This is a genomic window from Novipirellula herctigrandis, from assembly GCA_007859835.1.
GTDB classification, from domain to species: Bacteria; Planctomycetota; Planctomycetia; order Pirellulales; family Pirellulaceae; genus Novipirellula_A; species Novipirellula_A herctigrandis.
Window position 1 is genome coordinate 422947 of the sequence record SJPJ01000002.1, and the last position, 24289, is coordinate 447235.

Below are 24289 nucleotides of genomic sequence, written 5' to 3' on the forward strand. Positions count from 1 at the left end.
GTTCCCGCCCCATGCCGCGTGCTACGAAAGAGTGCCTACGATGTGATGAGGTTGTCTCGGACAATCAAACCGTGTGCCAATCGATTAGAGGATTTACGTCCGCGGATTAACTACACCACCTCCACTACACCACCTCCACTACACCACCGACCAACGCCCAATTTGTCCATCGGCCAAATCGACGAAGTACATTTCGCCGTCAGGTCCTTGACGAATGTCGACGACATAGTTCGCTCCGGTGGCAAAAGTTTGAACATCCGTGACTTGGCCATCCGCGTTTACCGAAGCTCGGCGTACAATTCCTTGCCCCAACGAATTGAACAAAATATCGCCTTCGTAGAGCAGCCCTAGATTACCGCCGCGGATAACATCCCCCATGATGATCGCGTCGATTCCGTCGGCGGTGTGGCTAAGCGCAATAATTGCGGGCGTCGCCTCGGCTCCGCTGCTAAGGAATTCTTGACCAGCAGGCAAATTGATATAGCCACTGGGGGTGACAATGTTCACACCTTGCCCCCCTTCAAAATAGGGCCAACCGAAATTCGCTCCGGCATCGGCAGTGTTAATTTCTTCCCACCGCGTCCAACCTACGTCGCCGATAAAAAGTCGCCCTGTGACATCATCCACAGCGATTCGGAAGGGGTTGCGAAGGCCAAGTTGGTAAACCTTTGAACGGTTTGCATCGGCGTCCCCGCTGAAGAACGGATTGTCCGAAACCCCTTGCCCAGTGATTGGATCAATCCGAAGCACTTTACCCGACAAACTATCAATGTCTTGGACCCGCACGACTCTCGGGTCCATTTGGTTGTAACTACCACCGTCCCCGATCGAAACGAGGAGATTACCGTCAGGTGCAAATTCGAGTGACGCGATCGTATGGGTGGTCGAATCGCTATTGATGAAGTCACGCATGTACGATCCATCAGGATATTGCCCTGCGGCTGGCTCCGAAATCACGACCACACTATTGGTGAACCCGTTGAAATTCTGCCAGATGCTAGCAGTACCAAGCATAATATATTCGGAACCTTGGACGACGGTCGTGTAGTCGGTCGCGGAATCAAGCGTGTATCGGACGAGCCGACCGGCACGGTTCCCCCTTTGATCCGGGCCGGCATATTCATTACCGACGTAATTCCATACTTCGGGCGGATCGTACGTGTAGAGAACGTACATGTAGGGGTCACTATCGAGATCGGGGTTGATGGCGACATCCAACAATCCACGGTCAGAAAAGTTGTTGACGATCGCAGAAATATCGATCACCGGTGAAGATATCAATTGGCCATCGCGAATGACTTTGACAACGCCACCCTTTTCCGCAACGTAGGTGTTTCGTCCGTCAGCGGACCATGCGATCGCGGTCGGTGCGATCAAGCCACGCTGAACAATTTCGGTTCGCAATTCGCCTGATGGCAACACGGGCGGATCGAGTGCGGGAGCCTCCGTGTCCATCCACCATGATGAGATACGATGGGCATTGGGTTGATCCCAGCTGCCGGCGGTGAAACCGACGAACATCTGGTTGCCGACGATTTTGTCTAGCTCGATCGTCGTTTTCAATGTCGCCAAAGTAGGTTTGTCGTTAGCCTCTGAAATGTAAACGGCCAACACATTGCTTTCGCCGTTGTAGTCGACCCATGCATGATAGACACCGCCACCATTGAGATTGATCGGCGAGCGTGCTTGGGCGACGTGGTTTTGGAAGACACCGTCGGTGACCACTGCGATTTCGTCCTTATACTTATCGCCATCGTTGCGCCAAGTATCGAGTTCGATAGCGACGCTGTTGCCGATTCCGACATAGCCCATTCCGAATGCGTTTTGGCCGATCGCGCCGGTACCTGCGGCCGAGTTCTGAAGCACAAACGCGAGGCCATCTGCACCGCCGGTCCCCGAGCCACCGTTCATCTCAAAATCAAAACTGGTTTGAAAGGAACTGGTACTCGTCACGTCGATCGGAGTCGTGTAGAAAGCCGAACCGGCTTGGAAGGGAGCGTCAGAAATGATTTGCAGCTTCCCCCCGGTGACCGATGCGCCGCCATTGGTGTCAATCAAATCGGTTCCGACGAAGCTCGGGAAATTAGGCAGTGCTTGCTCGTCATCAAGAATCGTGATGGTGGTCGTCCGTGGTGCACCAAGTTCCGCGTTCACCGGATTGTCAATCGTGATGCTGAACGATTCCACGCCTTCTTCGAGGCCATCGTCGAGGATTGGGATCACTACTTGAGCTTCACGTTGCCCATCGTTAAAGCTAACGAGTCCACTGCGGCGTGAGTAATCGTCGCCATCAACGGCAGTTTGATCATAGGTTTGATAATTAATCGAGGCGGCCCCAGTCGCGTCACCAGTTCGCAAAATGGTGATGACGGCTTCACCAGCGGTTTCGCTAAAGGTCTTTTGAATCGATTCAAGGCGGAACGTCGCAGGTCCCGACGTTGGATCATCGGTTTCCATCGACCACGACAAAATGCGATGAGCATTGGGCAACGCATAGTTACCTGCGGTAAAGCCAGCATAAACTTGGTTGCCAACAAAGGCACTTAAATCGATGTTGGTCGTTAATGCTGCGGCACCCGGTTTCGAGTTTGTCGCGGCAACATAAACCGACAATCGGTTTGATTCACCGTCGTAGTCAATCCACGCATAATTGACGGCGCCGGAATTCAAGTTGATTGGTGATGGTGACGAGGCGACTTGACCGCCAAAATCGCCGTTGACTGCAACCGCGATTTCATCACCAAATTGGTCCCAACCGTTATTCCAAGTATCCAATTCAATCGCGACGCTATTGGTGATTCCACCGTAACCGAGCGCGCCGCCAATTTGTCCCAGTGCGGATGCGCCGCTCGGGGAACTTTGCAGGATGAACGTCAATCCATCGGCGCCACCCGCCCCCGGCCCACCGGCCATCTCGAACGCGAAATTGGTTGTGAATGAGGTATCACTGCCGAAAAACATTGGCGAATCAAAATAGGCTGAGCCTGCTTGATAGGTTCCAGTCGAGGTGAGTTCGAGTTTTCCGCCATTGATTGACGCGTTTCCGTTGACGTTGATCGGATCATTCGTGGCGAAGCTACCAAAATCGGGTGATCCAGTTTGGGGCGGCGAAGTGTCATCGTCGTCACGTATCGTCACGATGGTCGTTTCTGTCGAACCAAGATTCGCCCCCACGGCGTTGCTGAGCGTGACCCGAAACGTTTCGTCGCCTTCATCGGCATTGTCGTTGATAATCGGAATGGAGATTTCGGCAACCGTTTGACCCGCGGCAAAGTTCACAGTATCCGATCGTTGCGAATAGTCGCTACCGGTCACGGCGGATTGGTTGGCGGTTTGGTAGTAGATCGAAGCTGGGGCGGAAACGTCCCCGGTTCTCAATACCCGAAGCACCACTTCGCCCGCGTTTTCGTTGACCGTGACTTGGCTCGACTCAAGATTGAAAGTTCCGGGTGTGTTGTTTGGAACGCCAGGCTGAGTGTTCATCGTCCATGACAAAATGCGATGGGCATTGGGTAGCGCATAGTTACCGGCCGAGAAACCCACATAGGCTTGGTCTCCTAGAAAAGCACTCAGATCGACATTGGTCGTTAACGTTGGCGCACCGGGTTTGGCATTGATTGCCGAAACGTAAACGGACAAACGATTCGTTTCGCCGTCGTAGTCGATCCATGCAAAGTTTACAGCACCAGAGTTCAAATTGATGGGCGCAGGAGCGGCGGCGATTTGGTTTTGGCTATTGCCGTTAACGGAAACCGCGATTTCGTCACCAAATTGGTCCCAGGGATTATTCCAAGTATCGAATTCAATCGTAACGCTGTTGGTGATCCCGTCATAGCCAAGCAAGCCACCGATAGCACCAAGCGCATTCGGTCCACTGGGGGAACTTTGCAACAGGAATGTCAAACCATCCGCACCGCCTTGTCCCGCACCGCCGTTCATCTCGAACGCGAAACTCGTTTGGAACGATGAACGACTATCGACTTCAATTGGCGAATTCAAGAATGCCGAACCGGCTTGATAGGCATCATCGGACGTCAATTGCAATTTGCCGCCGGCAATCGCTGCATTGCCATTGAGGTTGATGGGATCAGAACTGCTGAAGCTTGCGAATTGGATATCTCCTTCAATGGCTTGAGTGTCGTTATCCCGGATCGTCACGGTCGCAATGTTGGCATTTAACAGGTCAGCGTTAACGGGATTGCTGAGCGTCACACGGAACGTCTCGGTATCTTCTTCCACACTGTCATTCAGAATAGGAATGGCCACTTCAGCATACGTTTGGCCTTGGCTAAAGTTAACGACACCGGATCGCTGGGAGTAGTCACTACCTGCAACCGCCGACTGATTCGTGGTTTCATACCGGATCGACGCCGCCTCCGAAGCATCGCTGGTGCGGACAATTCCGACCACCGCTTCGCCTGCATCTTCGTCAACCGTGACCTGTGAGTTGTCGATCGCAAACGTCCCGGGATCGGTGTTCGGATCGCTAGGATCATCCGTGTTCATCGACCAAGACAAGATACGATGAGCGTTCGGGACTTCGTAATTTCCAGCCGTAAACCCCACGAAAGCTTCATCGCCCAGGTAAGCACTTAGGTCGATGTTGGTCGTCAGTGATGCGGCGCCGGGTCTCGCATTGACATCGGAAACGTACACCGACAATTGGTTCGTTTCGCCGTTGTAGTCGATCCAAGCATAGTTGACGGCGCCCGAGTTCAAGTTAATGGGCGATGGTGCAGCTGCGATTTGACCGAGGCTATCGCCATTGACGGAAACCGCGATTTCGTCACCAAATTGGTCCCAGGGATTTCGCCAAGTATCGAGCTCGATCGCAACGCTGTTGGCAATGCCGTCATAGCCAAGCAAGCCACCGATATCCCCTAACGCATTGAGACCAGTGGAAGAATTTTGCAACAGGAATGTCAAACCATCCGCCCCTCGTTGTCCCATCCCGCCATTCATTTCGAACGCGAAACTTGTTTGGAACGACGTACTACTATCGATGGCGATGGAGGAGTTCGAGAACGCCGACCCGGCTTGATAAAGGCCATCGGAAGTCAATTCCAATTTGCCGCCAGTGAATGAGGCGTTGCCATTGAGACTAATCGGGTCAGAATCGCTGAAACCGGTGTATTGAAATTCATCACCCACTGCAAGCGTATCTTGATACCGGTTCAACACGGTGATTTCGAATGCCAATCCCGCTTCGATGCGACCGATTGATTTTTCTAATTCCCAGTTCGCACCGGTGATTTTTGATCCACTCACGTCGATCGATGCAGCTACATCGGCACCGGTCAAATCGGATAACGATTGAAGAAGCATACTACCGGACGATCCTGCGCCGACTTCGCATCCGTAGAGCAAGATGTCCGCATCAGGCGACAGGGCAAAGGACCATTTGGCGAGGTCGGCACCACGAGCGTCGACAACATTCGAATCAATGATTTTCCCCGACAATTTCATTTGGCCTGCTTGTCCATGCGACACGATGTGAATCGACGCGACGTTCTTCCGTCGGGAAAGCGTTTCCGTGATTTGCGTAATCGCATCGCGGTCGGCGTCGAGCAAAACGACTTCGGCAGCGTCGGATGCTTGGCTGAGCATATCCGCATCGGTCACATCGGAATCGATAAAGACGATGCCATTGACGGCTTCGGTAATAGCAGCGTCCTGTTGGGATGAATTTGCGACATTTTCGGGCCCCACTTCGGCTGCTTGGTCGGTCGCAATGGGCCCGTCAAACGCCACACCGGCATCCGCAGCGAGCAGCAGTCGTTGTTCTAGACTGGTAACGTTCCAGGACAATCGTTTTCGTCGTTTCGACAGCGACGGATGCCTAGACCGTGTGCGGCGATGTTTTGGGGGAAGCATCGGAATTCGCTCCAAAAGTCAAAAGATGCGTATCATGGAAGTCAGATTTGGAGCAATTCAACGGCTCCAAGGGTATTGATGATTGTAACTCCTTCCCGAAAAGCGACCAGCAAAAATTGCTGATGACGGAAAGTCAAGCAATTTGATAGAGTGCTGTCATCGTTTCAGACGACCTATCCGAAAGCGTCAGGACAATCATTACAGGCAGATCCTGTCGCCGAGGTGCTTTCCTACTAACACTTTTCCACCAAACTCGCAGGGATGGCTCGAGTATGTATGACTATGTGATTGTCGGTGCCGGCCTGTTCGGAGCCGTTTTTGCCCGGCAAATGTGCGACGCTGGGGCAAAATGCCTGATTATCGAGAAACGCAATCACATCGCTGGAAATTGCTACACCAAGGATGTTGGCGGTGTTCATGTCCACCAATACGGCCCTCATATTTTCCACACCAATGACGATGCCGTTTGGCAATACGTCAACCGCTTTGCTCGGTTCAGCCGATTCAGCTATCGGCCCAAGGTAAACTACCGAGGGACGATGTATTCGTTCCCGATCAATTTGACCACTCTTTACCAAATGTGGGGAGTCACGACACCTCAGGAAGCGAAAGCTCGACTGGAATCCGAGCGAGTCGCGATCGAACGTCCTTCCAATTTAGAAGAGTGGGCTCTGTCGCAAGTGGGCCGCCAACTGTACGAGACATTCGTGTACGGCTACACCAAAAAACAATGGGGTCGCGACCCCAAAGAATTACCGACGTCGATTATCCGTCGCTTGCCGATCCGGTTGACATGGAACGACGACTATTTTAACGACGCGTATTGCGGCATCCCGATTGGTGGCTACACCGCGTTATTTAAAGCACTGCTTGAGAACATCCCCGTCGAAACCGAAGCCGACTTTCTTGCCGACCGCGAACGGTTTGAATCGATCGCTCGCAAGATCGTCTATACCGGACCACTCGATCGGTTGTTTGAGTATGAACTTGGCGCGAACGATTGGCGAGGACTGCAGTTCAAACATCAAGTCATCAGCGAGCCTGATTATCAAGGAATCGCGGCGATCAATTACACCGATGCCGATGTGCCGCACACGCGATGTGTCGAACACAAACATTTCGACCCGGTGGAACGTGACCACACCGTGATCACTCACGAATTCCCGTCGGATTGGTCGGTCGGCGACGAAATGTATTACCCTGTGAATAACGAAGCAGGTGAGTCGCTACAAAAACGCTACGCGGCGATGGTACCGAAAAACTATTTGATTGGAGGACGGTTGGCGACGTACCGCTATTACGACATGCACCAAGTCGTCGCTTCGGCACTCCATCTCGCCAAGCAGCAACTCCAAAGCACCTCCGATACCATCCCGCTGAAACGAGCTGCGTGAGCTCGGGGAAACCAACGTCACTATAGCGGCGGAACGGATACCCGTTCGCCGTCGGCGATGGCGCTTCTTCGACAGGCGTCGAGAATCATCTGTGTTTTCAGTGCTAACTCACTGAAACGCGTGTCAACCTTGTTCTCGATCGCGGCGGCTGCTAACCGACGCACCATGTTGACTTCTTGCGCATTGGATTCTCCCGCTGCGTACTCATCTGCCGATTCATCGCTTGTCCGTTTGCGAAAATTCCATCGGCAATTATCGATTTGCAGGTCGTGTTTGTGGGTTGCCCAATGCGTTTGCCCGTCGAGAAACGGCAGCACAAAATCATCGATCGTCAAAAAGCCATCCGAACCGGAAACAATGGCCGTTTGCTGGTTGCCCGAAAGGAACGAACAATAGAACGTCGCCGACAAACCGTTTGCGAAAAACAGCTCTCCCGAAAATTCGCCGGGCACTGGATCTTCACCGAGTGATTCTAATGTCCGAGCCGAAACGTAACGAGGCAATTCCAAACCGGCTAGCCACAGCGAAAAACGAATGCAATACCAACCAAGGTCGCCCAAACATCCGTGCGGTTCGAGTTCACGGTTAGCACGAATATTCGACTCGGCGAAAGCATCATCACTTGGGAATGAAAAATGCGAATGAATCCGGCGTAGCGTTCCTATCGACTTTTGGTCGATTAGTTCATTGCAAACCGTCTGAATACGCTCACCGTGATCAAACATCACGCCGTCCATGAATTGCACATTGGACGCCGCACAGGCATCGATCATTTCGCGAGCTTCGTCGGCGTTGATCGCGATCGGCTTTTCACAGAGAACATGCTTGCCTGCCTCAGCCGCTGCGATAACCCAAGGCTTGCGGATTCCGGTTGGCAGAGGAACATAGACAGCATCGATATTCGGGCTTTCTATCAATTTCCGATACGACTCCATCGCAATCGTTGGTTCGCTCGGAGGAACCTCAGCGGAACATTCATCAATGAATTTCTTGGCCCGTGCAACCGAACGACTGGCGACCGCCGCAACGCGTCCGTTACCGCTCAAGTGCACCGCTTTCCAATTTTTCCGAGCAATCGCGGCGCTACCAAGAAATCCCCATCTGCAAATTGAGTTCGTCATGAATGTTTGTGGTTTGAGGGTGCGGGAGAGTAACTCTAAGAAAATGGCGACGCTCGACCGTAGGTGGATTCGCCGCAAACCACCGTTGGGCGACGACACCTACTTCTCAAACGAGTTCAACGGATCGCTTACGCGATGATTTCGTGTATTGGCTCAACGTGTTCGACGCCGACAAGTTTTTGATCCAAGCCACCGTAGAAATAGGACAATTGATTCGGATCCATCCCCATCTGATGCAGAATCGTAGCGTGTAAGTTCTTCACTTCGAGCGGTTTTTCCACTGCCCGCGACCCGAGCTCGTCCGTTGTACCGTAGCTAATACCACCTTTGATGCCACCACCCGCCATCCACATGGTAAACCCATACGCGTTGTGATCACGGCCAGTTCCTTTCGCGTATTCGGCGGTCGGTTGGCGACCGAACTCACCTCCCCAAACGACCAACGTTTCGTCCAGCATGCCGCGCCGTTTCAGGTCTGTTAGCAATGCGGCGATCGGTTGATCGGTCTCGCCGGCGTGTTTGTTATGGTTCTGTTCGAGGTCACCATGAGCGTCCCAGTTAGCATCATTGTGTGAGCCGCCACTGTACAATTGAACGAATCGCACGCCCCGTTCTACTAACCGGCGAGCGATCAGGCATCGTTTTCCAAAATCGGAAGTTGGTTCTTTGTCGACACCGTACAATTCTCGCGTCGACGCGTCTTCTTGGCTCAAGTCAACCGACTCAGGTGCGTGCGACTGCATCCTATACGCCAACTCATAGCTCGCGATTCGCGAGGACAAATCATCGTTGCCTGGTCGCGAAGCCAAATGGCGGTTATTCGCATTTTGAATCGAATCGATCAATTGACGTTGAACTTCACTGGGAAGATCGCTCGGCGGTGCCAAATCCAAGATCGGTGCACCACTACTGCGGAAAACATTACCTTGGTACGTCGCCGGCATGTAGCCGCTGTTCCAATTTTTCGCCCCGCTAATCGGACCACCACTGGGGTCGAGCATCACGACAAAACCTGGCAAATTCTCATTCTCGCTTCCCAAACCGTAAGTCAACCATGACCCAAGCGCTGGATTCCCCGACAGGATTCGGCCACTGTTCATCATCAACATTGCGGAACCATGAATCGGTGAATCCGCCGTCATCGAGTGCAAAAACGCAATATCGTCGACATGCTTACCGAGGTGGGGAAACAGCGAACTAATGTGTTTTCCACATTGGCCATACGGTTTGAATTTCCAGCGTGGTTCGACGATTCGGCCACCCGCTTTATGGCCACCGCGACCAAAGGTTGTGACGTCCACCGTTTTGCCGTCCATCCCCGTCATGCTAGGTTTGTAGTCAAACGTATCGATGTGACTTGGTCCGCCGTACATGAACAAAAAGATCACGGATTTCGCTTTGGGATCAAAATGGGGCGACTTCGCGGCAAGCGGATTCACAAATTCCGTTGTGGGTGTTTGTCCAGCAGCAGACGCAGATGCAAAGAACCCCTCGCGGGTGAGCATCGAACTCAGCGCCGCAGCACCAAAACCGCCGCCGGTTTGCCAGAGAAATTCACGGCGTGTTCGATTACAAAAGTTCTTTTTGTGAGTCATCGCGTATCCTTAATCCACAAACAAAAATTCATTCCAATTCATCACGCTAAGCGTATACAACTCTGCCGCCCGAGTCCGATCGATCGCCTCGTTTGCACTCAGCGTTTCGATCAAATCGCATCCGTCACCAACTTCAGCATCGGTTGCATCACGACCTAACACGCGTCGGATCGTCCGCCGAACTACTTCGTCATTCGAAACTGCTTGGACGTCAACCGATTTTGCTAACCGACGAGCTTGCTCATGAATGAAGTCACTATTGAGAAGCGACAACGCTTGCCCAGGCTGCAACGTTGTGAACCTTGCTTCGCACGTCAAATCGGGATCAGGAAAATCGAATGCCGTCAATATTGGCGTCAGCAACGAACGTTTGACGTGAATGTAGATGCTGCGTCGATTTTGGTCATCCGGCGACGAGTCACCCCAACCGTAACCGGGCCTTGATTGTCCGGCGAGCACTTCGTCGGATAACTTCTCGTAGAAACTTGGGCCATAGACCGTTCGATTCAACGAACCATTGACGGCCAAGATCGAATCGCGAACTTCCTCGGCACTCAACCGCCTTGAATCAAACCGCCAAAACAGATCATTGTCTGGGTCACGTTGGTTGCCCTCGTCCGTTGTCGCGGATGTCATCTGATACGTTTGACTGTTCATCATCAGCCGATGCATCGACTTGATGTCCCAACCATAGCGGATGAATTCGAGCGCCAACCAATCAAGCAATTTTGGATGCGTGGGCGGTGTTCCCAACCGTCCGAAATTATTGCTACTGCGGACGATCCCACGACCGAAATGGAATTGCCAAATGCGGTTCACCATCACGCGAGCTGTCAAACGGTTGTCATTTTTCGCAATCCAATCGGCGAGGGTGCGGCGTCGGCCCCATGACTTATTGCCAAACGCATCGGTGCGTCGAAAAACAATCTCACCGCTGTCAAGTTCGAGTGGCCCGTCCTCAAAAATCTCAGGAAACGACGGAGTAACTTGATCCGCCGGCGAATGCGGGTTGCCTCGAAACAAGACGAATGTCTTAACAGATTTTTCGATGTAGCGGGCCAACCCCATTACAATTTCGCGAGGCGGCAGCGATTGGGTCTTCGCACGCAATTGTTTCGAATCGTCACGAAGTGCGTCATAGCGAATTTGTTGCTCGGCCGTCAAATTTTGGTGTAGTTGCTCTTTGAGAACTCGTCGTCGTTCCGCTTGGTTGCCTTCGGTGGCGCGTTGATCCACTGCCGCCATCTTGGCAATTCCCGCTTGCTCGATTTCGCGCATCTCCGAATCAAGTCGCTGCTTTTCCAAGTCGGCCTGATGGTATTGCGTATTTAGCTCATCCGACGAGACGTCGATTTGATGGTTGGAAACCTGATCGCCACGATGCCCATAGCGAGTGACATCTTCGAAGAACGCCAACATGCTGTAATAATCGGTTTGCGGGATCGGATCGATCTTGTGATCATGACAACGCGCACAATTGATCGTCAGCCCAAGGAAGGCTTGACCGGTCGTGGTGATCAAATCGTCCAGCTCGTCAAAACGAGCTTGCAATGGGTCGGCCGGTTCATCGTCCCAAATACCGAGCCGATAGTAACCGGTCGCCGTCAACGTTTCGGTGGTCACCGAATCAAGTTCGTCGCCAGCAAGTTGTTCGCGGACAAATTGGTCGTATGGTTTGTTATTGTTGAACGACCGAATGACGTAATCACGATACTTGTACGCGTTTGGTTTCGGATTGTCTCGCTCGAACGAATTCGTTTCGCCGTAATGCACAAGGTCTAGCCAATGGCGTCCCCACCGTTCGCCATAGTGGGGCGAATCGAGCAAACGGTCAACCATCGTTTGGTGAGCGTTCGGATTGGGGTCAGCGATAAAATCATCGACTTGTTCAGGCGATGGCGGCAATCCGGTCAAGTCGTAGTAGGCACGCCGGATCATGACACGGCGATCGGCAGGCGGGTTGGGCGTTAGGTCCACTTCGCCGAGCGATTGGTAGACGAAGGCATCGATCGGATTTTCGCTCCACCGAGGATTGTCGACCGATGGCGGCTTTGGATTTTGCATCGGCTGAAACGCCCAATGCTTGTTCCATTTGGCTCCCTCGTCGATCCAATTTCTCAGTAGTTCGATCTCCGATTGTGAGAGCCGGTCTCCTTCGGGTGGCATTTGCTCATACAGATCGTCAGACGTAACGCGAGCGATCAAAGCACTTGCCTCGACATCGCCAGGCACGATTGCATAGTCACCCGAGTCGGTTTCGGCCGTTGCGGATTCAAAATCGGCAAACGAAACGCCCGCTTCGGATTCGTCCGGCCCGTGACAAACCAAACAGTGCTTGGCCAAAATCGGTTGAATGTCCGATCCAAATTGAATCTGCTCAGCATGCACGACGCCGACACAGCAAACGGCGGCAATCAAACAACCAACTAGGCAGCCGAGGAAAAACAGGCAAGATGCCGCTGCTGAGGTGTTGGTGCGAAACGAGCGGAAGGGTAATAGCATGGTCATCTAGGCGACGGTGAACCCAAGGCGGAACAGGTGGGGGGGGCGGTTTTCATTTGTGGTGCCGATTTAGGATACCAAGCCGAAAAGGCCTCGTCCGCAAAAAAATCGCGTCTCCGTTCGAAAGGAACGGCCACGAATGCCAAAATCGGGATTCCCGTGGATGGCCAGACTTCGTATATCCCATTGGTCCCAAATCGGGAAATCGACGACCTGACTCACATTCCCCTAGCTATTTCGCCCCTGAATCCGATTGTTTTTCATGACAGCCATGAAGAAGTTCGCCGCCTACCTGCTCGGATGCACGATTGGAATCTGCATCTCCGTTTTGCGTCATACCTGCCGATATTGCTATCACGATGATCCGCGTGAAGAGCTAAATGCTCGCGGGCGTGGGCACGCGTACGCGTCCCTACACGCTCATCAAATTGCCGGTTCGATGGCATGTGAGCGACAAACCGTTGCCATGGTTTCGCGGTCAGCGGACGGTGAAGTGGTTGATCCACTGCTGCGAATATGTGGTCACATTCCCGTTCGCGGGAGCAGCGGAGGGGCAAGAAAGGGCGGCACGACGGCTTTGAACCAGATGATTCGGTACGTCAACGAGGGGCATGTAGCAACGATAGCGATTGACGGTCCGCAAGGTCCGCGCGGTCGCGTATCGGGTGGCATTGCATTGTTAAGCAATAAAACGGGCGCGGCGGCGATTCCGGCCATCATCATTCCTTCGCGTCGATGGATTATGAAAACGACTTGGGATCGTCTACAATTCCCGTTGCCGTTTTCGCGAATTGATGCCTATTTTGGCGAACCGCTATTTGAGAAGCCAGGCGAGACGCTTGCCGATTTCACCTTACGAATCGAATTGGAATTGCACCGACTCGAAAAGACATACGATCCCGAAGAGGCGAAGTATTTGGTGGCGCGACCGTGTGAGGCAAAGAAAGCGGCGTGATGTTGGCTGGCTCATCTAAACAAACCTGACAAAGCAAACTTGTGATCAACTTCTGGATCTCTCTCCCGATGCCGCTAAGGCTGATGCTCTTGGCGTTTTTTGGCATTGTTGGAGGGGCAATCGCCAATTACGTCATCTACACGTGGTGCTGGTTCCCTCGTCCGATTGATCCTTGGGCGCCACCACCCAAAGAGGGCTCACCGCGCCGGTCAATGGATCGCGTCCCGATCATCGGTTGGTTTTCGCTTCGACGTGAAGCCGCCTTGCATGGTCGTGGATTCTGGATTCGTCCCTTGCTGATTGAACTTGGCTTGGCAATCACTTTACCGCTGCTGTATTTTTTTGAAACGCAAACCGGCGGTTTGTTGCCAATTGATCAACTTGCCGAGGCGCAAATCCCTGCGGTGCTAAGCGGGTTTGCACGCCCCGGCCACCAAATCTTTTTTGCACATTCCGTGTTGCTATTGTTGATGGTCGCAGCAACATTCATCGACTTTGACGAACAAACGATCCCGGATGAGATCACGATCCCAGGGACGATTTTCGCTTTGATTTTGGCATCCATTTCCTATGGAATATTCATGCCCACGTCGCTGCCGATCGGCGGTGCACCGACAACATTTGAGGCGACAACCTTCGAAATGCCGTGGCAAGTGAATCCAAAGTGGTGGTCTTCGACGGGGCTAATGACGGGGTTGGCGATTTGGACCGGTTGGTGTTTCGCACTTGCCGATCGCAGATTGATTTTGCGCCGCGGCTTGACGAAAGCCATCGAGTTTTTTTTCGCCGGCTTGGTACGTCACCGGACGTGGAAAATACTCGTGGCCATTTGGATCGTGGGGATCGTGGCGATTTCCATTGTGTTTAGCCTCGGCGGGATGCGTTGGTACGGGCTTTTTTCGTCGCTAATTGGTTTAGCGGTTGGTGGCGGCGTGATTTGGGCCATTCGGCTCATCGCATCGAGCGCGATGGGTGTCGAAGCGATGGGGTTTGGCGACGTAACACTGATGGCGATGATCGGCGCGTTTATTGGTTGGCAAGCAGCGGTAATCGCATTCTTTCTATCGCCCTTTGCTGCGATCGCGATCGTCATCGTGCAATACATCGTGACTCGCGAGCCACGTGTTCCGTTTGGACCCTACTTGTGCGCCGGCACCTGTTTGACAGTGATTTTTTGGAACGCCGTGATGAACCAATGGTTCCTGCCGAATCTATTGTTCCTCGGCAGTTTCATCCTTTGGCTGTGCATTGCGATGCTAGGCTTGATGGGAGCGATGCTGTTTGTATGGCGACACATCAAGCGAGCGATTTTCAGCCATTGATTAGCCACTCGTAGATTAGCCATTCGTTGATTCGGCCACCTTATCGGCGTTATCCGGGTTGGGAGGAATCACCGCTTTCGGCTTCTCGTTAACGGTTCCGGGGACTAACCATGGGCCACGAGAATTCTCTTTGACCAAACGCATTAGTTCATCGCTATCGATCGCTTCGACTTCTAGAAGCCGCTGAGTGACTGCTTCCAAAACATCACGGCGCTGTTCCAAAATCTCGCGAGTTTGCACCAACGCATCGTCGATGATTCGAGCGACTTCCTTATCGATCATCTTTGCCATTTCTTCGCTATGGTTCATTTGGTAGCCATCGCCACCGCCGCCGGCCAAAAATGCCGAACGGGAACTGCGGCGAAAATTAATCCGCCCCATTCGGCTCATTCCATAATCCATCACCATGCTGCGGGCGATTTCAGTACATCGTTCCAAGTCATTTTGTGCCCCCGTGCTGATGTCTTGAAAAATCATCTCCTCGGTCAACGTGCCGGCCAACAACACTTTCATGTTGCTTTCCAATTCTGCCTTGGTCATCAAATAGCGTTCCGACTCGGGGCGTTGCATCGTGTAACCAAGCGCCGCCAAACCACGCGGGATGATGCTGACCTTGTGAACGGGATCGGTGTTGGGCAATGCAGCGGCGACGATCGCGTGTCCCGATTCGTGATAGGCAACGCGGATTTTTTCGTCCTCATTCATGACTCGGTTCTTTTTCTCCAAACCTGCAGTCACTCGCTCGACCGCTTCGTTGAACTCTTCAAGCCCGACAGTGGTCTTTTCACTGCGAGCGGCCAAGAGTGCTGCTTCGTTGACGAGGTTCGCTAAGTCCGCACCGACGAAACCAGGTGTAATGGATGCGATTTCGCGGAGGGTAACCGAATCGTCGAGCCGCACATTCTTCACGTGCACCTTCAATATCTCTTCGCGGCCACCGACATCGGGCCGGTCGACCAAAACATGGCGATCAAATCGACCGGGACGCAGCAGCGCCGGGTCGAGCGTCTCGGGGCGGTTGGTGGCGGCGACAATGATGACACCCGAATTGGAATCGAAACCGTCCATCTCCACCAGCAACGCATTGAGCGTTTGTTCGCGTTCGTCGTGACCGCCGACGACGCTGCCGCTTCGGCTTTTGCCCAGTGCATCGAGTTCATCGATAAAGATAATACAGGGAGCTCGGCTGGTCGCTTGTTGAAACATGTCACGAACACGAGCCGCACCAACGCCAACAAACATCTCGACAAAATCACTTCCCGACAGACTAAAAAACGGAACACCTGCTTCACCAGCGATTGCTTTGGCTAGAAGCGTTTTGCCCGTTCCCGGAGGACCGACCAGTAGGACCCCTTTGGGAATCCGTCCGCCGAGAGCCTGGTACTTTTCGCTGTTTTTCAAAAAGTCGACGACTTCGCGGACTTCGTCAATCGCTTCCTCGATGCCAGCGACATCGGCAAACGAAATCGGCAGATCGTCTTGGTCATACAACTTTCCGCGGCTACGCGAGAACGACATCGGCGAGCCCACGCCGCCGATTCGCCGCAACATCATGATCCCCAGAAGGACCAAGACACCAATCATCAACAGCGTTGGCCATTGGTCTTCGAAAAATCGACTCGGTCGATCATTGTCCCAAACGATGCCAGACGCATCAAGAAGTTCGGCTAGTTGACGCGATTCGGTTTCGTTTTGATACGTGCGAACGGTCTCGAATTTAACTCGCACCGGTGCATTAGACGCAGTTTTGTTCTGACTCGACCCATTGAGTTCGCGGAACAACACCGTCCCCGTGATCATGTCCTCGGCGACCTTCAACTGATCTGGTTGGCTATATTCGATTTTCCGAGCGGGATCCGTGATGGAGGTGACGATGATCGTGCGGTCAACGGACTCGGCCGTTTCGGTCAAAGCTGAAGAAGTTGGCTGGTTCGACGAGGCTTCCGACAAACCTAGCTCGTCCGACTGGGATGGCTCGCCGGATGCCTTCTGGGCATTCGTGTTACGGAAAGCTGCCTCTTTCCCCAACAACGCCATCAAATCAGGGTAGCGAACTCGCTTTTCGGTATTTCCAAACAGAAACGCACTGAGCAACACCGCCGAAACGACTGCGGCAAGCACCAACCACATATTGCCACCACCACGTGGTTCGCCGTTGCCCGTTTTCCGTCGTTTATCGTCGCTCATTCCGATTCCTAGATCCAGGTAGGTTTTATTCGATTAAAAGGGTTGTTGATCGTGTATTGATCCCTCCGCCCAGTTTCATCAGGCATTGTTTGATTGCCCATCTTGGAGGGCAAGTCTATCTTGTTGGAACCGTTTTGCGGAGCCGCTCGTAATGATCGTGCGGGTTACGCACTTTCCTACTGTCCCAAGCCCCTTCTGGTTCTCTCGCTCGTTATCCCGTTATGTTGCCAACCGAATCCAACCGCGAGAACCTTAACCGCCAATCCACCCGCCAAACGGCGACCAAAAACGTGGCCGTTCTTGGGGCAACCGGCAGCATTGGGACCGCCACGCTCGACGTTTTGCGTCATCTCGATGCAATCGACACCGAATCACGATGGAATTTGTTCGCCGCGTCAGGGCACGCCAATGTCGAGCGACTTGGTGAAATCGCCGATGGGCTCGACCATCCGCCAGCAAAAATCGCCCTCTCCGACCCCGATTGTGCAAGCCAATTTCGCTCGCGTCACCCCGAAGGTGCTTTTCAAATTTCCTCTGGCCCCGAGGCATTGGTCGATATTGCATGCGACAAGGCGGTCGATATCGTGGTCGCGGCGATCGTTGGTCGAGCTGGGCTGGAAAGCACGATGGCGGCCATTGACGCCGGCAAACGAGTTGCCCTAGCAAATAAGGAAACGTTGGTCGTCGCTGGCTCGCTGGTCAAGACGCGGTTGGCGAATCGGTCGGCCGAAATATTGCCAGTCGACAGTGAGCATTCAGCGATCTTTCAATGCTTGGGCGACAAAACGTGCAAGCCGAAGAAGCTAATTTTGACCGCCAGTGGTGGTCCCTTTCGGTCTTGGACCACCGAACAAATGCAACAAGCCACGCTCGATTCAGCCTTAGATCACCCGACTTGGGACATGGGACCGAAAATCACGATCGATTCGGCCACCATGATGAACAAATCGCTCGAAGTAATCGAGGCACATTGGTTGTTCGATTTGCCAGCCGACGCGATCGAGGTGGTCGTTCATCCTCAATCGATCATCCATTCGATGGTTGAATTCGAGGATGGGTCGGTGATCGCGCAACTCAGCCCACCGGACATGCGTTTACCTATCCAATACGCTTTGACGTATCCTCGCCGGTTGGCTTGTCAAACGCCGCCGCTGGCCCGTGACCAGCAATGGGACTTGACGCTCCAACCGGTTGATCGCGACCGTTTTCCTGCTTTGGACCTTGGTTTTGAGGTCGCCGCGGCCGGTGGAACAGCCGGGGCAGTCGTCAATGCAGCCAATGAAGCCGCGGTCGGTCTATTCCTGGACGGCAAAATTCGCTTTACTGACATAGTACCGGCATGTCGCGCGTGCTTGGAAAGTCACTCGTTTGACCCCAATCCGACGCTTGATATCCTGCTTCGGCTCGATGGATGGGCTCGACGCGAGGTCCATCGAATCATTTCAAAACCTTAAAAACACTTATGTTCATCGATTTATTCACTCAATCGCTGCTGCTCGCCTCTACCGACGATGCGACGTTCTTATCGGTACTTGCCTCTCAAGTCCTTCTATGGGGACGTGTTGCACTTGGCATCGGCTTGGTCATTTTTGTTCACGAGCTTGGACACTTTTTGGCCGCTAAGACCTTCGGCGTCAAATGCGAGAAATTTTATGTTGGGTTTGATGTGCCGATCAAAATTGGCCCAATCAAATTTCCGCGAACATTGGGCAAGTTCAAATATGGTGAAACCGAGTACGGCATTGGCATCATCCCGCTTGGCGGTTACGTGAAGATGCTTGGGCAAGACGACGACCCACGAAAAGCCGAAGAGGAAGCGAAACGAATCCGTGAAGGGGGTACCGACGAAGATTCGCCCGAGACGCTTGATCCGCGCAGTTTTCCTGCCAAACCGGTTTGGCAACGAATGGTCATTATCAGTGCTGGTGTGGTGATGAATTTGATCACCGGTGTTCTGTTCGCTGCGATCGCGTTCGGCTATGGCGTTTCCTACAACCCCGCGATTATCGGCGGCGTGACTCCGGGCGGCCCTGCATGGCGAGCAGGGATCGAACCTGGTGGCCAAGTCATCTCGGTGGGCGGATTAAATGATGACCAAATGCATTTTCGAGAAATGCGAATGGCGATTTTGAACGAAGGACTCGAAAGCCCCGAGGATCCAATCGATATCGCGATTCGCTATGACGATGGTGTTCGCAAATACAAATTGAAAACCGATCCGCATCCTGCAAACGCGGACATGCGAATGATCGGAATATCCAGCCCGGTCTCACTGAAGCTTGACAAAGATTCGCCGGTAATGCCTGGCAGTGCCGCAGAGAACGTACTTGGTGAAAACGACGCCGGCGCGACGATCGTCGCCTACGATGGCATCCCTGTTAAAGCGGATTCGATTGTTCCATCGACACCGTTTTTTGATTACCTCTACTCGCATCCCGATAAACCGATCTCGCTAACGCTCCGGCGAACCGACGATTCCGATCACACTGTCGAATTGCCGCCGCAACAAGGCAAAACGATCGGTTTCCGCTATGGAATCAGCCCCATTCGTGGCTTGGTCGAGGATGGCCCGGCCGCGAAGGCGGGCGTCAAAGTGGGCGACCGAATTATTGCTGTGGGTGGCGACAAAAACATCGACGCGTTTGGTTTGCCGCTGACGCTTTCGTCGACGACAGAACCCATTTCGCTGACACTACTTCGTGGCGAAAGTGATTCTGCGGAACAAGAAGAAATCGAAGTGGAATTGGATCCTGCCCTCTCGCTTCAAACGGTTTCGACCACTTCCGGTTTGGCTGGTGAGATTGCCGTCAACCGATTTGGATTTTCGTACGAACCACTCACGATGATTAGCAGCGTGTTGCCCGATTTGCTGAGTCAATCGACGGCGGCTTCCGATACGAAATTAGAAGTCGGTGACGAAATCCAAGAGATTCGCTTAACTCTTTCGGATGACCAATTGCCCAAGCAACTCAAAGATGAACGCTTCGAACAAGTGGTCGAGCGATTGCGTGAAGGTTGGAAACCGAATAACGAAATACCGCTAGCCAGCTTGGTAGAGACGCTGCAATTGTTGCCCGAAGGGACGCCACTACGAGTCTTGGCAACGCGTTCGCCATCGGGTCGAGTGATCGAAGCGACCGCCACGGTCCAGTTGGACGAACGAGTTTGGAGCGAACGGGGATTGGCGTTAACTGCTAGCGAATCCACACAGACAGCGACGTCCGTTACCAGCGCATTGTCGTTGGGACTACGCGAAGGTAAGCGACGATTGTCAGACGTTTTCCGGTTCTTGCGAATGATCCCACAAGGCCAAGTGAAACTGCGTCACGTCGGCGGTCCGCTGGCGATTGTCGGAATCGCAAAATCCGAGGCCGAACGAGGAATCTCAGCCCAGTTATTGTTCCTGACGATGTTGAGTATGAACTTGGCGATCTTGAATTTTTTGCCGATTCCTGCGCTCGACGGAGGGCATATGGTATTTCTGATTGCCGAAGCGATTCGAGGCAAACGGCTTGACGAGCAATTGGAAATGAAACTGACGATGGCAGGCGTGTTAACGATTCTGTTGTTGATGGTCGTCGTATTTGCCAACGACATCATCCGCGCATTCTAGTGCGGGAGGCTCAGACCCGGCAAACCTTCCGAAGCTGATGAGGGTCTGATCGGAATCCTGAGCTTCCAACGGGCTTCTCGGCATTTCGGTCGGACGGATTGTTTGTTGGACGCTTCACCGTCGGCAGTGGAACGTTCAACAACGCGCGAACCAATTTGGACTAGAATTGGGGCAGATGGGTACATTCGCTTCGAGTGGTGCGTTTCTTTTTGTAGAACCGCCCCGATCGGGCTATTTTTGTCGCCAATCGCCTTCTCTTGACCCCTTTTCCACCTTTTCTGAGTCCGCTGCATGACGTGCATTAAGTTACGTTTTACACCGTTCGCGCTGGCAATCGCTCTGTTTTCGCCAACGATTTACACTGATTTGTCCACGGGTTCCGCTGAGGCGGCCGAGATTGTCGTGCCGTCCCAGGTGGCACTCATTAACGACGCAATCGAACAGGGTTGGCGAGATTACGAAATACGGCCCGCGTCGGAGGCCGACGACGCCACTTGGTGTCGTCGGGTTTATTTGGACATCCTGGGCCGTATTCCAACACTCGAAGAATTGAACGCATTTTTGGCTGATCGCGGCAGCGGTAAACGAGCCAAATTGGTCAACACTCTTCTGTATGACGATCGCTTCACGGAAGAATACGCGGGACATTGGGGGACGATCTGGACAAACATTCTGATTGGCCGATCCGGTGGCACCGAGCGTCGCACGTTGATTAATCGTGATGGGATGCAGAAATATTTGCGTGATGCGTTTGCACAAAATAAACCGTACAACGACTTGGTCTATGAACTCGTCACGGCGGTTGGCTCGACGAAACCAGGAACAAAGAATTTCAACGGAGCGGTCAACTTTCTGGTTGAAAAAGTGAACGAAGAAAAAGCAGTTTTGGCGACTAGCAGCACGTCGCGTATTCTGCTTGGTCAACAAGTTCAATGCACCCAATGCCACAATCATCCTTTCAACCAATGGAAACAACAGAAGTTCTGGGAATTCAATTCGTTCTTTCGCCAAACGCGTTCGTTAAGACGCTTCGTTGATGGTACTCGTGACATCGATCACGCAGAGTTAATCAATGAAGATTTCGCCGGCGAGGCAGGTGATGCTGAGGACGCATTGGTCTTCTACGAGCTTCGCAACGGATTGACGCGAGTCGCCTATCCGGTCTTTACCGATGGAACCGAGATCGCCAAAAGTGGTTACGTCAGTGACGTGAATCGACGTGACGAGCTTGGACGATTGGTTTTGCAAAGCGAATTTCTGGACAAGATGATTGTCAATCGCATGTGGGCGCACTTCCTCGGTTTTGGATTCACCAAGCCGGTCGATGATCTTGGCCCACACAATGCAGCCTCGCATCCTGAGTTGCTAGACGAGTTGGGCAAAGAAGTTCGCCAACACAGTTACGACTTAAAACAATTGATCACTTGGATCACTTTGAGCCGGCCGTATCAATTGTCCGCCGTGCTCGGCAAGGCGAACGAGATCGATGATCCTTCGATTGGAGAGATGCCTAAATTCTCGCGTTTTTACTTGCGTCAAATGAGTGCCGAACAGTTGTATCAATCGCTGGTCACGGCAACCGGAGCTGGCGCAGCCGGAAGTTACGAAGAACAGGAGCAGCAACGACGAAAGTGGATGAGGCAATTTGTGGTCGCGTTCGGTACGGACGAAGGCGGTGAGGCGACGACTTTCGATGGTTCCATTCCACAAGCGTTGATGCTGTTCAACGGTGATTTGACCAAGAATGCAACGAGCACCAAAACAGGCAGCTTCTTGGATCGTATTCAGAAGGGGGGGCGTTCGACGCGAGAGCGTTTAACGTCGTTGTTCATGGCCGCCGTCGCTCGAAGGCCAACCAAGAATGAAGTTTCCGTAGCCGGAAAACTGTATGTGGCTCGAAAGAATAACGAACTCGAGATGCTGCAAGATATGTGGTGGGCTCTGATCAATAGCAACGAATTTATCATGCAACATTAGCGTGGGCGTACTCTTTGACCCCCACGACTCTTTTTAGAATACTTTTCTCCTCAAAGGCAATCTTTATGACCAATCACTGGCAAACTCCCGCTGGGATGACACGACGGCATTTCATGAGTCACTTGGCCGGGTCGAGCGCAGCGTATGCAGCCTCGCTGTCGATGGGCAGTTCCATCTATGCATTTGCCGATGAATTGAAACAGAAGCGTCGCTCGGCAATCATGCTATGGATGGGTGGCGGTCCTGCTACGATTGACCTTTGGGATTTGAAACCCGGTTCGCCCACCGGTGGTCCATTTCGACCGATCTCAACCACCGGCAATATGCAAATCTGTGAACACTTGCCATTGATGGCACAACAGATGAAGCACATGTCAGTCGTCCGCAGCATGTCGACTCGCGAAGCCGATCACGATCGCGGTCGTTACTACATGCACACCGGCTATGTTCCCAATCCCAATATCACTCACCCTAGCTATGGATCGGTGATTGCGCATGAATTAATGTCTCAACGACCGGAGCTCGAGATTCCACCGTTTGTATCGATTGGCGGTGCCAGCGAAGGTCCAGGTTTCTTAGGCATGGCCTGGTCACCATTTTCGGTCTCCAGTAACGGACGGATTCGAAATTTGCAGATGAGCTTAGAGGAATCGCGACTGATGCAGCGAATGGCTGCACTGAACATGATCGAACAGAGCTTTTCAAAACGAACACGCGATTTACCAGCGGTTGAACATTCAAAAGTTTTGAAAAAGACTTACGATTTAATGACTAGCGACCAAATGGAGGCTTTCAAGGTCGACGAAGAACCGGATGATGTAAAAGAACGATACGGCACCAACGGTTTTGGCCAAGGTTGTTTGTTGGCACGCCGATTGGTCGAAGCAGGGGTACCGTTTATCGAAGTTGACCTCGGTGGTTGGGATAACCACCAAGGCATTCACACGATCCTGAAAGACGACAAGCTACCGACTTTGGACAAAGCCATGAGTGCTTTGATCGAGGATTTGAACGCCCGTGGGTTGTTGCAAGACACGGTGGTGATGTGGATGGGCGAATTTGGGCGGACGCCAAATATCAATGCCCAAGCGGGACGCGACCATTTTGCGAGGGCTTGGTCGTGCGTGGTCGGTGGTGCGGATATCCAAGGAGGACTGGCGATCGGCGAAACCAGTCCTGATGGATCGGCGGTTGTAACAGAACCGTTTAGCAGCGAAGATTTGATGACAACGGTGGTGAAAGGTTTGGGCATTTCGTCCGAAAAGACGTTCACCAGCAAAAACGGTCGGCCGATGAAGATCGCCGGCGGTGGAAAAATCATTAAAGATCTTCTCGGGTAATCCATTTCAATAGGCTTATGGCGAAGCGCAAACCGATTGTCCGCATGCGAAGCTACGGCCTTTATTCTCACTGGGATGCCGAATCAAAAGAGTTGCCGCAATTTATGCAATCGACCATTCAAATCGTCGCCAAGATCGGCGTCGAATTTGGATTTGTGATTAATGTCAAAGGTGGAAAGAACGAAGTTCTCGATTATTGCATCGAGCATCCTGGTATTAAGGACGCCAAGGGAAAAGTGAGGGCCCCGTTTGACGGCTGTGTTTACGTCAAACAGAACGACTGGAACTTTTATCTCGGTGACACTATTTGGGAACCGGTCGACGACAAGCGAGGTGATTGGAGAATGTTTGTCGAGATCGACGGAAACATCGTCGCCGAAAAGACTTTTGAGCTGATCTAATCCACCCA

General features: G+C 52.7%; 13 protein-coding genes. 8 read left to right on the forward strand and 5 right to left on the reverse strand.

The genetic code is table 11. The features are described from left to right. Positions 1-138 precede the first annotated feature (138 nt). Positions 139-5874, reverse strand: coding sequence for a Calx-beta domain-containing protein (locus CA13_RS32425; protein WP_146404250.1), 5736 nt, complete (start codon positions 5872-5874; stop codon positions 139-141). A gap of 272 nt (positions 5875-6146) precedes the next feature. On the opposite strand from CA13_RS32425, the gene glf reads away from it, so the two are divergent. Beyond that, positions 6147-7268, forward strand: coding sequence for a UDP-galactopyranose mutase (gene glf / locus CA13_RS32430; RefSeq protein ID WP_146404251.1), 1122 nt, complete (start codon positions 6147-6149; stop codon positions 7266-7268). 20 nt (positions 7269-7288) lie between these two features. Here the strand turns inward: glf and CA13_RS32435 are convergent, their stop codons facing one another. The 3 genes from CA13_RS32435 to CA13_RS32445 form a co-directional block, all read right to left on the reverse strand. Continuing rightward, positions 7289-8389, reverse strand: coding sequence for a Gfo/Idh/MocA family protein (locus tag CA13_RS32435; RefSeq protein ID WP_146404252.1), 1101 nt, complete (start codon positions 8387-8389; stop codon positions 7289-7291). 128 nt (positions 8390-8517) lie between these two features. Beyond that, a complete protein-coding gene (locus CA13_RS32440; RefSeq protein ID WP_146404253.1) occupies positions 8518-9984 on the reverse strand; it encodes a DUF1501 domain-containing protein in 1467 nt (488 codons plus the stop codon). A gap of 9 nt (positions 9985-9993) precedes the next feature. Beyond that, positions 9994-12492: a PSD1 and planctomycete cytochrome C domain-containing protein gene (locus CA13_RS32445; protein ID WP_419195254.1), complete on the reverse strand. Its 2499-nt coding sequence runs from the start codon at positions 12490-12492 to the stop codon at positions 9994-9996. A 256-nt stretch (positions 12493-12748) separates the two neighbouring features. On the opposite strand from CA13_RS32445, the gene CA13_RS32450 reads away from it, so the two are divergent. Both CA13_RS32450 and CA13_RS32455 read left to right on the forward strand, forming a co-directional pair. Next, entirely contained in the window at positions 12749-13441 is a 693-nt protein-coding gene (locus CA13_RS32450) for a lysophospholipid acyltransferase family protein (RefSeq protein WP_146404254.1), read from the forward strand. Between the two features lie 68 nt (positions 13442-13509). Further along, positions 13510-14763, forward strand: coding sequence for a prepilin peptidase (locus CA13_RS32455; protein ID WP_419195255.1), 1254 nt, complete (start codon positions 13510-13512; stop codon positions 14761-14763). A 15-nt stretch (positions 14764-14778) separates the two neighbouring features. On the opposite strand, the gene ftsH is transcribed toward CA13_RS32455, so the two are convergent. Then, the gene (ftsH, locus tag CA13_RS32460; RefSeq protein ID WP_419195320.1) at positions 14779-16800 is read right to left on the reverse strand and encodes an ATP-dependent zinc metalloprotease FtsH; all 2022 of its coding nucleotides are present in this window, start codon (positions 16798-16800) and stop codon (positions 14779-14781) included. Between the two features lie 374 nt (positions 16801-17174). Between ftsH and dxr the strand changes: the two genes are divergently transcribed. From dxr to CA13_RS32485, 5 genes are all read left to right on the forward strand, one after another. Next, positions 17175-18404, forward strand: coding sequence for a 1-deoxy-D-xylulose-5-phosphate reductoisomerase (gene dxr / locus CA13_RS32465; RefSeq protein WP_419195321.1), 1230 nt, complete (start codon positions 17175-17177; stop codon positions 18402-18404). An 8-nt stretch (positions 18405-18412) separates the two neighbouring features. Continuing rightward, positions 18413-20563: a site-2 protease family protein gene (locus CA13_RS32470; protein WP_146404258.1), complete on the forward strand. Its 2151-nt coding sequence runs from the start codon at positions 18413-18415 to the stop codon at positions 20561-20563. Positions 20564-20929: 366 nt separating this feature from the next. Continuing rightward, positions 20930-22540 (forward strand): DUF1549 domain-containing protein, encoded by a 1611-nt coding sequence (locus CA13_RS32475; protein ID WP_419195322.1) that lies wholly within the window; start codon positions 20930-20932, stop codon positions 22538-22540. A 65-nt stretch (positions 22541-22605) separates the two neighbouring features. Next, on the forward strand, positions 22606-23880 hold the full coding sequence (locus CA13_RS32480) for a DUF1501 domain-containing protein (RefSeq protein WP_419195256.1): 1275 nt from the start codon (positions 22606-22608) through the stop codon (positions 23878-23880). A gap of 17 nt (positions 23881-23897) precedes the next feature. Beyond that, positions 23898-24281, forward strand: a complete 384-nt coding sequence (locus CA13_RS32485; protein WP_146404260.1) for a DUF3859 domain-containing protein — start codon at positions 23898-23900, stop codon at positions 24279-24281. The last annotated feature ends 8 nt before the right edge of the window (positions 24282-24289 follow it).

Bases quoted from the DNA above. Each gene is read 5' to 3' on its own strand.
- CA13_RS32425 (WP_146404250.1), bottom strand. From the start codon at position 5,874: ATGCTTCCCCCAAAACATCGCCGCACACGGTCTAGGCATCCGTCGCTG.
- glf (WP_146404251.1), top strand. From the start codon at position 6,147: ATGTATGACTATGTGATTGTCGGTGCCGGCCTGTTCGGAGCCGTTTTT.
- CA13_RS32435 (WP_146404252.1), bottom strand. From the start codon at position 8,389: ATGACGAACTCAATTTGCAGATGGGGATTTCTTGGTAGCGCCGCGATT.
- CA13_RS32440 (WP_146404253.1), bottom strand. From the start codon at position 9,984: ATGACTCACAAAAAGAACTTTTGTAATCGAACACGCCGTGAATTTCTC.
- CA13_RS32445 (WP_419195254.1), bottom strand. From the start codon at position 12,492: ATGACCATGCTATTACCCTTCCGCTCGTTTCGCACCAACACCTCAGCA.
- CA13_RS32450 (WP_146404254.1), top strand. From the start codon at position 12,749: ATGACAGCCATGAAGAAGTTCGCCGCCTACCTGCTCGGATGCACGATT.
- CA13_RS32455 (WP_419195255.1), top strand. From the start codon at position 13,510: ATGCCGCTAAGGCTGATGCTCTTGGCGTTTTTTGGCATTGTTGGAGGG.
- ftsH (WP_419195320.1), bottom strand. From the start codon at position 16,800: ATGGCGTTGTTGGGGAAAGAGGCAGCTTTCCGTAACACGAATGCCCAG.
- CA13_RS32470 (WP_146404258.1), top strand. From the start codon at position 18,413: ATGTTCATCGATTTATTCACTCAATCGCTGCTGCTCGCCTCTACCGAC.
- CA13_RS32480 (WP_419195256.1), top strand. From the start codon at position 22,606: ATGACCAATCACTGGCAAACTCCCGCTGGGATGACACGACGGCATTTC.
- CA13_RS32485 (WP_146404260.1), top strand. From the start codon at position 23,898: ATGGCGAAGCGCAAACCGATTGTCCGCATGCGAAGCTACGGCCTTTAT.